Origin of the sequence: Plantibacter sp. ME-Dv--P-095 (assembly GCF_030209365.1) — a bacterium.
Classification (GTDB): domain Bacteria; phylum Actinomycetota; class Actinomycetes; order Actinomycetales; family Microbacteriaceae; genus Plantibacter.
Genome location: NZ_JARVSB010000017.1, coordinates 43905 through 57842, shown reverse-complemented (window position 1 = coordinate 57842; position 13938 = coordinate 43905). Strand labels below are relative to the sequence as shown.

At 69.7% G+C, this 13938-nt stretch carries 16 protein-coding genes and 1 tRNA gene; 9 read left to right on the top strand and 8 right to left on the bottom strand.

Annotated elements, in window-relative coordinates; translation table 11 throughout:
- Positions 1-141: 141 nt before the first annotated feature.
- Positions 142-1836 (top strand): long-chain-fatty-acid--CoA ligase, encoded by a 1695-nt coding sequence (locus tag QRN26_RS18430; protein ID WP_056780771.1) that lies wholly within the window; start codon positions 142-144, stop codon positions 1834-1836.
- A 27-nt stretch (positions 1837-1863) separates the two neighbouring features.
- Here QRN26_RS18430 and QRN26_RS18425 read toward each other — a convergent pair whose 3' ends face one another.
- Positions 1864-2064 (bottom strand): hypothetical protein, encoded by a 201-nt coding sequence (locus QRN26_RS18425; RefSeq protein WP_056005177.1) that lies wholly within the window; start codon positions 2062-2064, stop codon positions 1864-1866.
- Positions 2065-2288: 224 nt separating this feature from the next.
- On the opposite strand from QRN26_RS18425, the gene QRN26_RS18420 reads away from it, so the two are divergent.
- Positions 2289-2365 (top strand) — tRNA-Pro (locus QRN26_RS18420).
- A gap of 60 nt (positions 2366-2425) precedes the next feature.
- Here QRN26_RS18420 and QRN26_RS18415 read toward each other — a convergent pair.
- Positions 2426-2800, bottom strand: coding sequence for a winged helix-turn-helix transcriptional regulator (locus tag QRN26_RS18415; RefSeq protein ID WP_285037839.1), 375 nt, complete (start codon positions 2798-2800; stop codon positions 2426-2428).
- Between the two features lie 119 nt (positions 2801-2919).
- Here QRN26_RS18415 and QRN26_RS18410 point away from each other — a divergent pair, with 119 nt between their 5' ends.
- Positions 2920-3285 carry a DoxX family protein gene (locus QRN26_RS18410; protein WP_285037838.1) on the top strand — a complete coding sequence of 122 codons (366 nt, stop codon included), beginning with the start codon at positions 2920-2922 and terminating at the stop codon, positions 3283-3285.
- A gap of 34 nt (positions 3286-3319) precedes the next feature.
- On the opposite strand, the gene QRN26_RS18405 is transcribed toward QRN26_RS18410, so the two are convergent.
- On the bottom strand, positions 3320-4282 hold the full coding sequence (locus QRN26_RS18405) for a zinc-binding dehydrogenase (protein WP_285037837.1): 963 nt from the start codon (positions 4280-4282) through the stop codon (positions 3320-3322).
- Between the two features lie 86 nt (positions 4283-4368).
- On the opposite strand from QRN26_RS18405, the gene QRN26_RS18400 reads away from it, so the two are divergent.
- Positions 4369-4998: a TetR/AcrR family transcriptional regulator gene (locus QRN26_RS18400; protein ID WP_157579772.1), complete on the top strand. Its 630-nt coding sequence runs from the start codon at positions 4369-4371 to the stop codon at positions 4996-4998.
- 15 nt (positions 4999-5013) lie between these two features.
- Here QRN26_RS18400 and QRN26_RS18395 read toward each other — a convergent pair whose 3' ends face one another.
- Entirely contained in the window at positions 5014-5412 is a 399-nt protein-coding gene (locus QRN26_RS18395; protein WP_285037835.1) for a VOC family protein, read from the bottom strand.
- A 95-nt stretch (positions 5413-5507) separates the two neighbouring features.
- Here QRN26_RS18395 and QRN26_RS18390 point away from each other — a divergent pair, with 95 nt between their 5' ends.
- Together QRN26_RS18390 and QRN26_RS18385 are read left to right on the top strand one after the other, a co-directional pair.
- On the top strand, positions 5508-6500 hold the full coding sequence (locus tag QRN26_RS18390) for a helix-turn-helix transcriptional regulator (protein WP_285037834.1): 993 nt from the start codon (positions 5508-5510) through the stop codon (positions 6498-6500).
- A gap of 208 nt (positions 6501-6708) precedes the next feature.
- Positions 6709-7269 carry an NADPH-dependent FMN reductase gene (locus QRN26_RS18385; RefSeq protein ID WP_056005194.1) on the top strand — a complete coding sequence of 187 codons (561 nt, stop codon included), beginning with the start codon at positions 6709-6711 and terminating at the stop codon, positions 7267-7269.
- A gap of 104 nt (positions 7270-7373) precedes the next feature.
- Here the strand turns inward: QRN26_RS18385 and QRN26_RS18380 are convergent, their stop codons facing one another.
- From QRN26_RS18380 to QRN26_RS18370, 3 genes are read right to left on the bottom strand one after another with little or no spacing between them, the layout of a single operon-like run.
- Positions 7374-7697, bottom strand: a complete 324-nt coding sequence (locus QRN26_RS18380; protein ID WP_056777171.1) for a YciI family protein — start codon at positions 7695-7697, stop codon at positions 7374-7376.
- A 50-nt stretch (positions 7698-7747) separates the two neighbouring features.
- The gene (locus QRN26_RS18375) at positions 7748-9157 is read right to left on the bottom strand and encodes a flavin monoamine oxidase family protein (RefSeq protein WP_285037833.1); all 1410 of its coding nucleotides are present in this window, start codon (positions 9155-9157) and stop codon (positions 7748-7750) included.
- Positions 9154-9780: a dihydrofolate reductase family protein gene (locus QRN26_RS18370; protein ID WP_285037832.1), complete on the bottom strand. Its 627-nt coding sequence runs from the start codon at positions 9778-9780 to the stop codon at positions 9154-9156. The genes QRN26_RS18375 and QRN26_RS18370 overlap by 4 nt, the downstream gene beginning before the upstream one ends.
- 184 nt (positions 9781-9964) lie before the next feature.
- On the opposite strand from QRN26_RS18370, the gene QRN26_RS18365 reads away from it, so the two are divergent.
- Positions 9965-10450, top strand: coding sequence for a glutathione peroxidase (locus QRN26_RS18365; protein ID WP_056005205.1), 486 nt, complete (start codon positions 9965-9967; stop codon positions 10448-10450).
- A gap of 21 nt (positions 10451-10471) precedes the next feature.
- On the opposite strand, the gene QRN26_RS18360 is transcribed toward QRN26_RS18365, so the two are convergent.
- Positions 10472-11344 (bottom strand): oxidoreductase, encoded by an 873-nt coding sequence (locus QRN26_RS18360; protein WP_285037831.1) that lies wholly within the window; start codon positions 11342-11344, stop codon positions 10472-10474.
- A gap of 201 nt (positions 11345-11545) precedes the next feature.
- Here QRN26_RS18360 and QRN26_RS18355 point away from each other — a divergent pair, with 201 nt between their 5' ends.
- Both QRN26_RS18355 and QRN26_RS18350 read left to right on the top strand, forming a co-directional pair.
- Positions 11546-12037: a PadR family transcriptional regulator gene (locus QRN26_RS18355; protein ID WP_056011101.1), complete on the top strand. Its 492-nt coding sequence runs from the start codon at positions 11546-11548 to the stop codon at positions 12035-12037.
- A gap of 67 nt (positions 12038-12104) precedes the next feature.
- The gene (locus tag QRN26_RS18350) at positions 12105-13802 is read left to right on the top strand and encodes an ABC1 kinase family protein (protein WP_285037852.1); all 1698 of its coding nucleotides are present in this window, start codon (positions 12105-12107) and stop codon (positions 13800-13802) included.
- Positions 13803-13938 lie beyond the last annotated feature (136 nt).

Genomic DNA, 13938 nt, shown 5'->3' with positions numbered 1-13938 from the left:
CCGCCTATCCTGGGATGATGCGTGCGGTGTGCACGGCTCGTCTGGAGGATCAGCGTGGACCATCGAGGAAAGACACCCGAGCAGCGCGAGGGCGAAGCGTCGTCGGAGCCGACCGAGGCCGGCGAGGCCCAGCGTCAGCGTCTGGCCGAGCGGCCGTGGCTGTCCTCGTACGCGAGCGGCGTGCCGGCCGACATCGACGAGGTCACCGAGACGCTCGTGGACCTGCTCGACACCTCGGTGAAGCGGTTCGGCGATCGCATCGCCCTCGAGTTCTTCGGGGCCGAGACGAGCTACAGCGAGCTCGGTGAGCAGGTCGCGCGAGCGGCTGAAGGCCTCCGGAAGCTCGGCGTGAAGCCGGGCGACCGCGTGGCGCTCGTGCTGCCGAACTGTCCGCAGCACGTCGTCGCCTTCTATGCCGCCTTGCGGCTCGGTGCGACGGTCATCGAGCACAACCCGCTGTACACGGCTCGTGAGCTGCGTCACCAGTTCGAAGACCACGGAGCGCACGTCGCGATCGTGTGGGACAAGGTCTACGACCTCGTGGCAGACCTGCCGGCGGACGTCATGCGCGGCCGGATCGTCTCCGTCGACATCACCCAGGCCCTGCCGCTGTCGAAGCGCCTGGCGCTGCGGCTGCCCGTGAAGCGTGCGCGCGAGTCGCGAGCGGCGATGACCGCAACTCCGTCGGCGAAGCACGTGCTCCCGTGGGAGCGGCTGATCGGCGGCCGCAAGCTGTCGAAGCGGGTCGTGCGGCCGACGCTCGACGACACCGCACTCCTGCAGTACACGAGCGGGACGACCGGAGCGCCGAAGGGCGCCATCCTGACGCATCGGAACCTGCGGGCGAACGCCGCCCAGGGGCGCGCCTGGGTGCCCGGGCTGAGCGAGGGCGAGGAGATCTTCTACGGCGTCCTGCCCCTGTTCCACGCGTACGGGATGACGCTGTGCCTGACGTTCGCGATGAGCATCGGTGCGCGGCTCGTGCTCTTCCCGAAGTTCGATCTGGAACTGGTGCTCACGGCGGCGAAGAAGTCGCCGCCGACGTTCCTGCCGGCGGTGCCGCCGATCTACGACGCGTTGTCGCGTGCTTCGACCCGGAAGGGTGTCGACCTGACGAGTGTGCGGTTCGCGATCTCCGGAGCGATGAGCCTGCCGGTGTCGACGGTCACGCGGTGGGAAGAGGCGACCGGTGGGCTGCTCGTCGAGGGCTATGGAATGACGGAGTCGTCGCCGGTCGCGCTCGGCAACCCGATCGGTCCGTCGCGTCGGCCGGGCACCGTGGGTGTGCCGTTCCCGAGCACCGAGATCCGCGTCGTCGATCCCGAGCACCCGGACGTCGACCGCCCGGCGGGGGAGGCCGGCGAGTTGCTGCTCCGTGGCCCGCAGGTGTTCCAGGGCTACTGGGGCCGCGCCGATGAAACCCGCGAAGCGCTGCTCGAGGGTGGCTGGTTGCGGACCGGCGACATCGTGACGGTGTCGGCGGACGGTTTCGTGACCGTCATCGACCGGGTGAAGGAGCTCATCATCACCGGCGGGTTCAACGTGAGCCCGTCCGAGGTGGAGGAGACACTCCTGTCGCACCCAGACGTCGAGTCGGCCGCGGTGGTCGGACTGCCGCGCGACTCCGGTGGCGAGGATGTGACGGCTGCGGTCGTCATGCGCGCCGGGACGGTGTTCGACGCCGGATCGCTGCGCGACTACTGCCGTACCCGTCTGACGGCGTACAAGGTGCCGAAGCGGGTCGTGCAGCTCGACGAGCTGCCGACGTCGCTCATCGGCAAGGTGCTGCGCCGCAAGGTGCGTGATCAGCTCGTCGACGCCCGCAAGGCCGAGTAGCGGCCGCCGGAGGGCGAGCCACAGCGATCAGCCGCGGGACTCGGGGTGCAGCCAGTGGCGCACGACGGGGATGAGCAGTGACAGCGCGACGAAGGTGATGGCGCCGCCGATGATGGCGTCGTCGATCGGCGTGTTCCGGCTGACCTGCACGATGCCCGAGACGATCGCGACGGGCAGGGCGGTGAGTGCCGCGACGCGGACCTCTTTCCAGTAGTGGCTGTAGCGCATGATGGTCCTTCGTCGGGCGGCCGCAATGGCCGGCTCATCCTGTCGCGCGGGTGCGGACGAGTCACGGTAGCGTGCCCCGTTCGAGGGTGGGCAGGGGAGACCTCCCGTGTGTCGTGACGGCGGTGCGCTCGGTCGCCGGCACGACCGTCGGAGACGTGTCACGAGGTGGTCGCCGGATCCGCTAGACTGTTCGAGTTGTCTTCTCCGCTCAGCGGAGATGGCATCGGGCTGTGGCGCAGCTTGGTAGCGCACTTGACTGGGGGTCAAGGGGTCGCAGGTTCAAATCCTGTCAGCCCGACCATGAAGTCCCGGAAACCGTCTGGTTTCCGGGACTTGTTCGTTGGTGGCAGGGCGGCAACGGTCAGAAGCGCTCGTCGTACGCGTTCCGATTCGCTTCGATCGTCGGGACGTGTTCGCCGGCCCACTCGGCGAGCGCCACCGCATGGGGAATCAGTGATTCGGCGAGGTCCGTCAGCTCGTACTCGACCCGCGGTGGCACCTCGGCGAAGGTGGTGCGGGTGACGAGGCCGTCGCGTTCCAGGTTCCTGAGGGTGAGAGTGAGCATGCGCCGGGAGATGCCCGGGATGCGCTGCTCGAGCTCGGTGAACCGGAACGGGCCGTCATGGAGCGTCGCGATGAGGAGGAGCGCCCACTTGTCGGCGATGCGGTCGAGGAGGGAGCGGATGGCTTTGCCCTGATCGCCTCGGACAGAACACAGCCTTGCGTAGCGGAACATGGCACCTCTCGCGACTCGGTCACACGCGTGTGCCTTTTGTACGCCGGTCCGATCCGGTCCACACTTGCGTTGGTTACCTATCGTAACCATCGACGCACACACGCACTCGGAGGTTGCACATGGTCATCGCCTATTGGATCGTCGCAGGACTGCTCGCGGTCCTGTACCTGTACTCGGGCGGCATGAAGCTCGTCCGCTCGGCGGAGCAGCTGCGCCCCATGATGGCCTGGGTCGACACCATGCCGCTCTCGGCCGTTCGCGTGGTCGGCGCCCTCGAGATCCTGGGCGTGGTCGGCCTGATCCTGCCACCGATCGTGGGCGTCCTCACCTGGCTGACCGTCGCGGCCGCGGTCGGCCTCGTCCTCGTGCAGGTCGGTGGCATCACCGTGCACCTGCGTCGCGGCGAGGTCCGCGTCCTCGGACTGAACGTCGTCCTGCTGGTGCTCGCCGCGATCGAGGTCTGGCTGGCAACCGTCTGGCTGTAGCGGTGGCGGATCGGTGCCTGCCACGTCAGCCGACTCAGGGGACGAGCACGACGCGCCCGAACACGTCCCCGGCGTCCATGAGACGGTGCGCCTCGGCTGCGTCGCTCAGCGGCAGGGTGTCGTGGACCACCGGCGAGAGCGCGCCTCGGACGGCGTCATCGAACACCTCGGCTCGCACCCGGGCGAGGTCCGCGTGCGGCACGGTGTCGAGGCTCAGGGTCCCGTAGGTGATCGATCGGCGGAAGCCGGCCAGGAGAGCCGTGCCGAAGTCGGCGGGCGGGAACCCGCCCACCACGCCCACGGCGATCAGGCGGCCGTTCGGCGAGAGCCGCTCGATGAACCGGGGGAGATCGGGACCGCCGACGATGTCGAGGATGACGTCGAACTCCGCCGGGGCGTCCGCATCGCCTGTGCCGGAGCGGTCGAGCACGTGGGTTGCACCGAACGCCCGCAGACGTCCCCCGCGTTCGGAGGACGAGGCGGTGACGGCGATGACGCCGGCGCCGGCACGAGCGGCCAGCTCGACGCCGGCCAGGCCGATACTCCCGGCGGCCCCGCGCACGAGGACGGATTCGCCCTGGGCCAGGCGAGCGCGTTCGAGCGCGAAGTGCGCGACGGGGAACGCACTGCCCAGCGTGACCGCCTGGACAGACGTCAGGTCGGACGGCAGCTCGACGATCTCGTCAGCGCGCGCGATCACGTACTCGGCGTACGCGCCCGAGGTCCCCGTGAACGCCCAGACCCGTCGACCGAGCCATGCGGGGTCGACGTCAGGCCCGGTCGCGGTGATGACGCCGGCGGCCTCACTCCCCGGGATCATCCCCGAGTCCCGCGCGGCTTCGGCGATGCCGCCCCGGCGGATCACGACGTCGACCCCGCCGACGCCGACGGCCTCCGTTCGCACGAGGACCTCGTCGACCCCGGGCGTGGGGACGGGCAGGTCCGTCACCTCCATCCCACTCGGGTCGCCGAAGGTCCGGATGATCACTGCGCGCATGGGTGCACTCCGTTTCGCGGCGGGGGATCTGACCCGCCTCCCGAAACGTAATGGACGCACCCGTCCACTTGAGTAATGTGAGACACATGTCCGCGACACTGCCTCAGAACCTGCGTTCCGACGCGCAGGAGAACCGTGACCGCGTCCTCGCGGCAGCCCGCGAACTGTTCGGGACCGACGGTCTCCACGTGACGATGCGAGAGATCGCCCGACGAGCCGGTGTCGGGCCGGCCACCCTCTACCGGCGGTTCCCGACCAAAGCCGATCTCGTCAGAGCCGCCTTCGAGAACGAGCTCGGCGACTGCCGCTCGATCGTGGTCGACGCCCTCGCGGACGTCGACCCCTGGCGTGGATTCCGCAGCATCATCGAGGAGGTTTTGGTCCTCAACGCTCGGAACCAGGGGTTCACGGACGCGTTCCTCGCCGCCTACCCCGATGCCGTCGACTTCCGGACCCAGCGTGAACAGGCCGTGCGCGCGATCACCGCCGTCGCTCGTCGTGCCATCGACGCCGGTGCGCTGCGCGCGGACTTCGTCCTCGACGACTTCCTCGTGATCCTGCTCGCGGCTCGCGGACTCTCGAGGACGACGGAGACGGAGCGCGTCCGAGCCGCGCGACGCTACGCCGCACTCGTGATCGACGGACTGCGTGCGTCCGACCGGCACGGACCGCTCCCTCCCGCGCCGCGACTCATCCCGAGCGTCATCCCGACGTAGGCCGCGGCTGCAGGTTCACGATGCGACGCGTTCACCTGCGTCAGCGGTGATCGGCGTGAAGACGTTCACGAGGTTGCCGTCGGGGTCACGGAACAGGAGCGACCGGTTGCCCCACGGCATGTCCGTCGGCTCGTTCACGAACGTCTCCACGACGCCCTGCAGCATCGCGTAGATCGCATCGACGTCGTCGACGAGCAGGTCGAGGATGACGGACCGGTTGGCACGCGGCGCGGCAGCGTTCTCACCCAGCAGCGGAATGGTCGCGGAACTGGCGATCGCGAGGGTGCCGGTGTCGGTGCGCACCTCGGCGAAGAGCGGATGCAAGCGTGCCGCGGTCACGCCGGTGACTCGTTCGTAGAACGCAACCATGCGGTCCACGTCGTCGGTGATGATCCGGGTGGCTGCGAGTCGCATGAAGTCTCCTTGGTTCGATGTGGTTGCCGCTCCTGCGGCGGTCATCCCGACGATAGAAGCAATACCGGACAGGAATCGCCCGGTATTCTGAGGCCATGGCACGATCGGGCTCGTCGACCTCTCGCGCGCTGCAGCTCCTCGAGTTGCTCCAATCGGCCGAGATCCGCACCGTGTCTGAACTGGCCGAACGGTTGGGCGTCGATGAGCGCACCGTGCGCCGCTCCGTGCAGCGTCTCGTGGACATGGAGGTGCCGATCGAGTCGGTGCGCGGCCGCTACGGTGGGTACCGCCTGGCCGGCGGACGTGGGGTGTCGCCGCTGATGCTCACTGACGAGGAGGCGGTCGCCGTCTTCCTCGGCTTGAGCGAAGCCCAGTCGACCTCCGGCTCCCCGGATGTCGCGGCGCAGATCGCTCTCGCGAAGATCCGGCGTTCCCTCCCCGCCGCATCCCTGGACCGCATCGAAGCGGTCATCGACGCCGCAGCGTTGAACCCGTCGCGCCTCGACGTACCTGATGCCGGCATCCTGCTCACCGTCTCCGACGCACTTCGCTCGCGGCGTCCGCTGGAGTTGCGCTACCGCGACGCGGAGGAAACGCCTTCGCGCCGCACGGTGCATCCACTCGACCTGCTCGTCCATGCCGGTCGCTGGTACTTGGATGCGTTCGACGTCGGGCGAGCGGAGGAACGCACCTTCCGTGTCGACCGGATCCGATCCGCGCGGACGCTGCCCGGCGTGATCTCGACCCCGGTATCCCGAGCGGAGCGTCCTCGACTCGTCGACCGTTTCGCGGGGGCGGACTACCGATGGCACGTCCGGTTGCGCATCCAGGCGACCGTCCCGCAGATACGGGCCCGCTTCCCGGAGAGCGTGGCCGTCGTGGAGTCGATCGAGGACGCACCCGGCTGGCATCGGCTTTCGATCCGAGCCAAACGCCTCGACTGGCTTCCAGCGGTGATCGCCGGGCTGGGAGATCACGCGGTGATCGTCGACGAACCGGAGGATCTCCGTGAGCTCCTCCGCGCGACGGCGACACGGATGCTCGACATCGCTCGCGGTGCTGATACGGCACCACCAGTCGCCGACTAGCGTGCGGTGGACGTCGAGGGGCTGATGCTCAGCGCCCCTCGGCAGCGAGCCCGGCCTCGGCAGCGCCGACACGAGCACGCCCCCGAGCCCGAAGGCAACCCCTGTCCCGTCGACGACACCGGCGGCCGCACCGGGCTACAGTGCGAGCCAGGCACCACCACGTCCCGTGACTCGCGGGACAGGCACGCACATCGAAGGAGAGCAACCCATGTCAGACCTCCGTATCGCCATCATCCTCGGCAGCACCCGCCCGGGCCGCAACGGCAAGGCCGTCGCCGACTGGGTCGTCGAGCAGGCCGCCGGTCGGAGCGCCAGCTACGAGCTCATCGACCTGCTCGACCACCCCCTGCCCCTCCTCGACGAGCCGACGCCGCCGTCGTTCGGGGCGTACGAGAACGAGCACACGAAGGCCTGGGCGGCGACGATCGCGCCCTACGACGGATTCGTCTTCGTCACGCCCGAGTACAACCACTCCACGTCCGCTGTCCTGAAGAACGCCATCGACTACCTGTACGCCGAGTGGAACAACAAGGCCGCCGGGTTCGTGGCATGGGGCAGCCTCGGGGGCGCGCGCGCGATCGAACACCTTCGCGGCATCAGCGCCGAACTGCAGATCGCGGATGTGCGGCAGCAGCTGAGCTTCTCGCTCTTCGCCGACTTCGAGGACTTCAGCACCTTCACGCCCGGACCGCAGCACACCGAGGCCGCCGGGGTGCTCTTCGACCAGCTCGAGGCGTGGGCGGGCGCTCTGAAACCACTCCGCGCCTGATCGAAGGCTGCACGCTCGGCGATCCCGCCGTGCGCCGAGGGGAGCGAGCACGACGACGTGCCGGGGGATCCTCCGCACGGGTGTCCGCTCAGCCCGTCGGCTTCCTACGCGCCCGGGAAGGGACGCAGCTCCAGGCGGCCGTTGCGAGCCATCGGGTGGCGGGCGGCGATGTCGAGCGCCTCGTCGAGGTCGGCGCAGTCGAGGATGTCGAAGCCCCAGAGGGTGTCGGTCGCGCCCGGGATCGGACCGTTGGTGACGAGCCGCTCGCCGGCGCGGACACGGACGCCGCGCGCCTCACTCGGATCGAGCACATCCCCGAGGAGACGCCGGCCAGTCGAGTCCAGCTCCTGGACCCAGCGGTCGACGTCGGCGTCATCGGTCGGGTCGTCGGGCACGGGGTCCGCGAGGACGAACATCATGAATCGCATCAGGCGCTTCCTCTCTGTCGGCGCCCGTTCGAGCGCACTCGTCGTTGCTCTCAGGCCTCGGCGGCGACCGGTACTGCGCTGTGGTCGAGCCAGAGGGTGTCGATGGGGATGGCCTGGCCGAGGACCCGCTCGGCGGCGCGATGCCCGGAGTGCAGGGCGGCCGACACCGTCGCCGGGTCGTCCGTCCACGTCGCCTCGCCAGCGAGGTGCAGGACGCCGCCGACCGGGGTCGCGAGGGCGTCGTGGTCCTCGGTCGTCGAGCCGACGGTCATGTAGGCATAGGACCCACGCGTGAAGGGGTCCTCGTGCCAGCGGGTGATGTGCACCTCGGTCGGTTGCTCGACGCGCTCGCCGTAGAGGCGCCGCAGCTGCTCGAGGATCGACTCCACGACGCGCGAGTCCTCCCAGCCGCGGATCTCCACGGCCGTCGGGCCGGCGGCGAAGGTGAGGAGTGTGGGGGAGCCGTGCGCCGACGTCAGGTCGTACCAGGAGTGCCAGCGACGACTCTCCGGCCCCTGCTGCCTGACGGCGTAGACGTCCTCGTCCCAGAACCGCCGCTCGAACCGGAGGAACACCTTCTCGAACGCGTTCATCCGCAACCGGGAGAGCGCACCGGCCACCGGCTCAGGCAATGGGGGATCGATCGTGAGCGCCTCCGACTGCAGCACCCCGACCGGCACCGTCACCACCGCCGTGCCCGCGTGCAGCACCAGCCCGCCCGTCGGCCCCTGGGCAGCGACCTCGACGCCGTCCGTGGACCACCGGACGCCCGTCACCACGTGCTCCAGGCGCACGTCGAGCCCCTCGGACAGCCGTCGGGGGAGCACGTCGTAGCCGTCGGGGAACACGACCTCGTCACCGTCGATCGCATCGTCGTCGAGGCCGTGCGCCGCGAGATCCTCGATCCACGCGCCGTACTGCTCCTCCGAACGATGCTCCAGGTACTCGCGGACCCGCTGCACCCGCTCGACGTCCCACGCCTGCAGGGCGAGTGCCGCCTCGGTCACGTCGCGATACGAGGCGTCAGGAGCGGACTCGGCGACCACCCCGAGCAGGGTCGCGTCGAGCGCGTGGACGTCCTCGGCGAAGCCGCGAGCGTCGGCGTCCGACAGGTGCTCGCCGTCGGGACCGTAGTACGTGATCGGCCGGCTGTCGGGTTGGTAACCGCCGACGGTGAATTCCACCGTCCGCATCCCGAACGCCTCGGCCGCCGCAGCGACGGCACTGTCCGTCACCCCGTGCACCCACGACGCACCGAGATCGGTCACCAGGCCGTCGCGGCGCTCGGTCGACACGCGCCCGCCGACCCGGTCCCGCGCCTCGAGCACGACGACCGTTCGACCGGCGGCCGCGAGGAGCCGCGCGGCGACGAGGCCGGCGACACCCGCGCCCACGACGACCGTGTCGAAGCGGCCGTCAGCGGACGGGCGGGATGCGGACGCCTCGTCAGACCCGCTCATCGAGGGTCACCCATGTCGCCGGTCGCCGGTGCGCCGTCCACGCGCTCATAGCGGAGGTGGACGGTGCCGGCGGGCGAGGTGGTCGCCGGTCCCAGCAGCCGCAACGACGACGGCACCGTCCCGTCGGCGAAGACGCGCTTGCCCGTGCCGAGCGTGATCGGATACACCCAGAGGTTCAGCTGATCGAACAGGGCCTCCGCGAAGAGGGTCTGCACGAGATCGAGACTGCCGATGACGTGGATCTGCGCGTGACGCTCGCGCAGGTCCCGAACGGCCTTCGGGAGGTCGGGTCCGAGCTGTGTCGAGTTCGCCCACGCCAGGTCCCGCGGCTCACGCGACGCGACGACCTTCGGCAGGCGGTTGAAGAGCCTGGCGATGCCGTCGTCCTGACCGCCTTCCTGCTGCGGCCAGTACCCGGCGAAGATGTCGTAGGTCCGTCGTCCGAGGAGGAGGGCGTCCATGCCGACCATGCCGGCATCGATCTGCTGACCGTCGACCTCCTCGATGAGCGGCGCCTGCCACCCGCCGAACGAGAACCCGCCGCTGGGATCCTCCTCGGGCCCACCCGGCGCCTGAGCGACGCCGTCGAGGGTCATGAAGAGGTCGATGTGGATGCGCCCCATGTCCTGCTCCGATCTGCTGCACTCACGATCCACCGGAGCGAGAGCCCTGTCAACGGCTGTCGGCTGAGAACGCACTGACGAAAGGACGCCGGGCGCCTCGGGGGCGAGTAGCGTTCGAGGAGGCACGCACGCGCGTCACGACGCCCGTGGACGAAGCCGACCCGCTGATGAGAGGCACCGCACCATGACCGATCTGGACACCATCCCCGTCACCACCCTCGACGGCCGCGACACCACCCTGGCGGAGTGGGACGGCAAGGCGAAACTCGTCGTCAACGTCGCCAGCCGCTGCGGTCTCGCCCCGCAGTACGAGAAGCTCGAGGCCCTCCAGAAGGAGTACGCCGACCGCGGCTTCACCGTGATCGGCTTCCCGAGCAACCAGTTCCTGCAGGAGCTCGGCGACAACGAGAAGATCGCCGAATACTGCTCGGCCACCTGGGGTGTCACCTTCCCGATGATGGACAAGGTGAAGGTCAACGGCCGGAACCGTCACCCGCTCTACCAGGAGCTCGTGAAGACCGCCGACGCCAACGGCAAGGCCGGCAATGTCAAGTGGAACTTCGAGAAGTTCCTCATCGCCCCCGACGGCACCGTGCACCGCTTCCGTCCGACGACCGAACCCGATGCTCCCGAGGTCATCGCGGCGATCGAGGAGAGCCTGCCCGCGTAGCGGTCTGGCGTTCGGCCCCGATCAGGGGAAGGTGACGCCGGTGAGCGCCTCAGCCTTCGTCCAGAGCTCGGCGGCGACGCGTTCGTCGCGCGCCGCCGCGGTCCGGCCGACGGGCTTCGGATCGCCGCGCATCTCGCCGAAGCCGCTCGGTCCGTAATAGCCGCCCGGTTCGACGTCCGGCGACACCGCCGCGTAGAGCGTCGGGAGCGCGCCCATCTCGGCGCTCTGACCGAGGAGTCGCGTTCCCCAACCGAGGAGCGGTCCCTGCGCGGACTCGGTGTGCGACTGGAGTTCGGTCGACGCGAAGCCGGGGTGCGCCGCGACGGACAGCACGGGGGAGCCGTTCGCCGTGAGGCGTCGCTGCAGCTCGGCCGAGAACATGAGGTCGGCGAGTTTCGACTGGCCGTAGGCGGCCCAGCGTCGGTACCTCCGGCTCCGCCAGTTGAGATCGGCCAGGTCGATCGTGCCGGCCCGGTGGGCGGCGCTCGACAGGGTCACGACCCGCGACGTGATGCGGTCCAGCAGCAGGCCGGTGAGCGCGAAGGGGCCGAGGAAGTTGGTACCGATCTGCATCTCGAAGCCGTCGGCAGTGCGGCGCTCGGGCACCGCCATGACCCCGGCGTTGTTCACGAGCGCGTCGACCCCATCGACGCCCTCGGCGAAGCGGCGGACCGATGCGAGGTCGGCGAGGTCGAGCCGGCGCACCTCGACATCGCCCGTCATCGTCGACGCGGCCCGCGCACCCTTCTCGATGTCGCGGCAGGCGAGGATGACGGTTGCGCCGTGCGCGGCGAGTTCCCGAGCCGTGACGGCCCCGATCCCGCTGTTCGCGCCGGTCACGATCACGGTGCGGCCGTGCTGGTCGGGGATGTCTGCTGTCGTCCAAGCGCTCATGTGGCCGAGGTTACGCCATCCCGTTTTCTTGCGACTACACATATCGTTCACAGCTTCACCGATATATCGTTGAGCATCGTTCACGAACTACGAAGGAGAGCAATCATGGGTGGATTCCCAAGCGGTGGCGCAGGATTCGGTGGCGCAGGATTCGGGAACGGTGGCGGATTCGGCAGCGGAGCCGGCTTCGGTACCGAGAACATGTGGCAGATGATGGAGCAGCTGCGTTCCAAGTTCGAGAAGAGCGCCGGATCGCGCGCGGGCCGCGGCGACGTCCGCTCCGCCGTGCTGGCCCTGCTGGCCGAGCAGCCGATGCACGGCTACCAGATCATCCGCGAGATCGACGAGCGCAGCGGCGGCTCCTGGAAGCCGAGCGCCGGCTCGGTCTACCCGACCCTGCAGCTGCTCTCCGACGAGGGCATCATCACGGCCGAGGAGTCGGGCGGTCGGAAGACCTACGCCCTGACCGAGGCCGGCCGCGACGAGGTCGCCGAGTCCGGCGCGACCGCTCCGTGGCAGACCGGTGAGTCGTCCGAGCACCCCGGCATCACCGCGCTGCCGAAGGCCGGCGTCGAGCTGGCCCAGGCTGCCGCGCAGGTCGGCCGGACCGGTTCGCCCGAGCAGGTCCAGCAGGCCGTCGCCGTCCTCGACGAAGCTCGCAAGCGCCTCTACGCGATCCTCGCCCAGGACTGACCGGGTGTCGTCGACCGGCGGGACGCCCAGCGACTCAGCGTCCCGTTTCGGCGACGTCCCAGGCGTCGTGCGGGCCGGTGTCCACACCGGCCCGCCCGCCGACGGGCGCGCGCGGTACCGCCGCATCCTCAGGTTCGCGAGTTGGCATCTGGCCAACGCATGGTGGTTCGAGATCGTGCTGCCTCGCTTCGGGCTCATCAAGCTGACCGAGCGCACCCGTACGCGCCGCATGCAGCGGTTCGCCCGCCGCTTCCACGTGCTCGCTGTCGATCTCGGCGGACTCATGATCAAGGTCGGGCAGTTCATGTCGTCCCGGCTCGACGTCCTGCCGCCGGAGATCACCAAAGAGCTCGAAGGCCTGCAGGACGAGGTTCCGCCGGTCGCGTTCCCGGAGATCCGCGCGCTCGCCGAGTCGGAGCTTCGTGTGCCCCTGTCGCAGGTGTTCTCCACCATCGACGAACGGGCGGTGGCCGCCGCCTCCCTCGGCCAGGCCCACCGCGCACATCTCGTCCCCTCGCTTGCGGCGGACTCCGGCCTCGACGCCGTCGTGCTCAAGGTGCAGCGTCCCGGTATCGATCGGATCGTCGCCGTCGACCTCGCCGCGCTGCGGAAGGTCGGCGGATGGCTCCGGCGCGTCCGCCTCGTCTCGGACCGCGTCGACATGCCGGCGCTCGTCGAGGAGTTCGCCGCGACGAGTCTGGAGGAGATCGACTACCTCCACGAGGCCGCCAGCTCCGAACGCTTCGCCGCCGACTTCGCCGGTGACGACCGCGTGGGCGTCCCCGCCGTCGTGTGGGAACGGACCTCGCAACGCGTGCTGACGCTCGAGGACGTCACCGCGATCAAGATCACCGACACCGAGGCGCTCCTGGCCGCCGGGATCGATCCGGCCGAGGTGGCCCCGGTGTTCGCGGCGGTCATGTTCGACCAGCTGTTCACCAACGGGTTCTTCCACGCCGACCCGCACCCCGGCAACATCTTCGTCACGCCGATCGCCGCCGCCCCGGGTGAGCGCTCCTGGAAACTGACGTTCATCGACTTCGGCATGATGGGCGAGGTCCCGCCGACGACGCGGCGCGGCCTGCGGAAGCTCCTCATCGCCGCCGCCTCCCGCGACGGCAAGGGACTCGTCGGCGCGATCCGCGACCTCGGGGTCCTCCTGCCCTCGGCGGACACGACCGAGCTGGAGCGCGCGATGACGGCCCTCTTCGGGCGGTTCGGCGGCATGGGGTTCGCCGAGCTCCGCGACGTCGACCCGAAGGAGTTCCGCGACTTCGGCAACCAGTTCAGCGAGGTCGTCCGGGCGCTGCCGTTCCAGCTGCCGGAGAACTTCCTGCTCATCATCCGTGCCATCTCGCTCACCTCGGGCGTCTGCAGTTCGCTCGATCCCCAGTTCAACCTGTGGGACTCCGTCGAGCCGTACGCGGCGCAGCTGCTGCGCGACGAACGCGGCAACGTCGTCCAGGACCTCGGCCGGGAGGCGCTCGAGATCGCGACGGTCGCGGCCCGACTGCCGAAGCGTCTCGACGCGGTCATCACGCGGGTCGAGGACGGCTCCGTCGCCGTCACCAACCCGCGGTTGGAGCAGCGGATCGCACGACTCGATCGCACGACGGGCAGGGTCGTCTCGGCGGTGCTGTTCGCCGCCCTGCTCGTGGCCGGCACCGTCCTCCGGATCGACGACGCCGTGCTCGGCACCGTCTTCATGTCGGTCTCCGCCCTGCCACTGCTCCACGCGTTGTTCTCCGGACGTCGCGGGCGGTAGGCGCGCGGCATGTGCCGCGACCGTCGCGCAGGCGTCGGTTGTGGTGCCGGAGGACATGTCGATGCCCTCGTCCGCGGTGAAAGGATCGCCACGCACCGGCGGGACCGTTCCGCGGTGCAGAGCGGAGCGACATGCG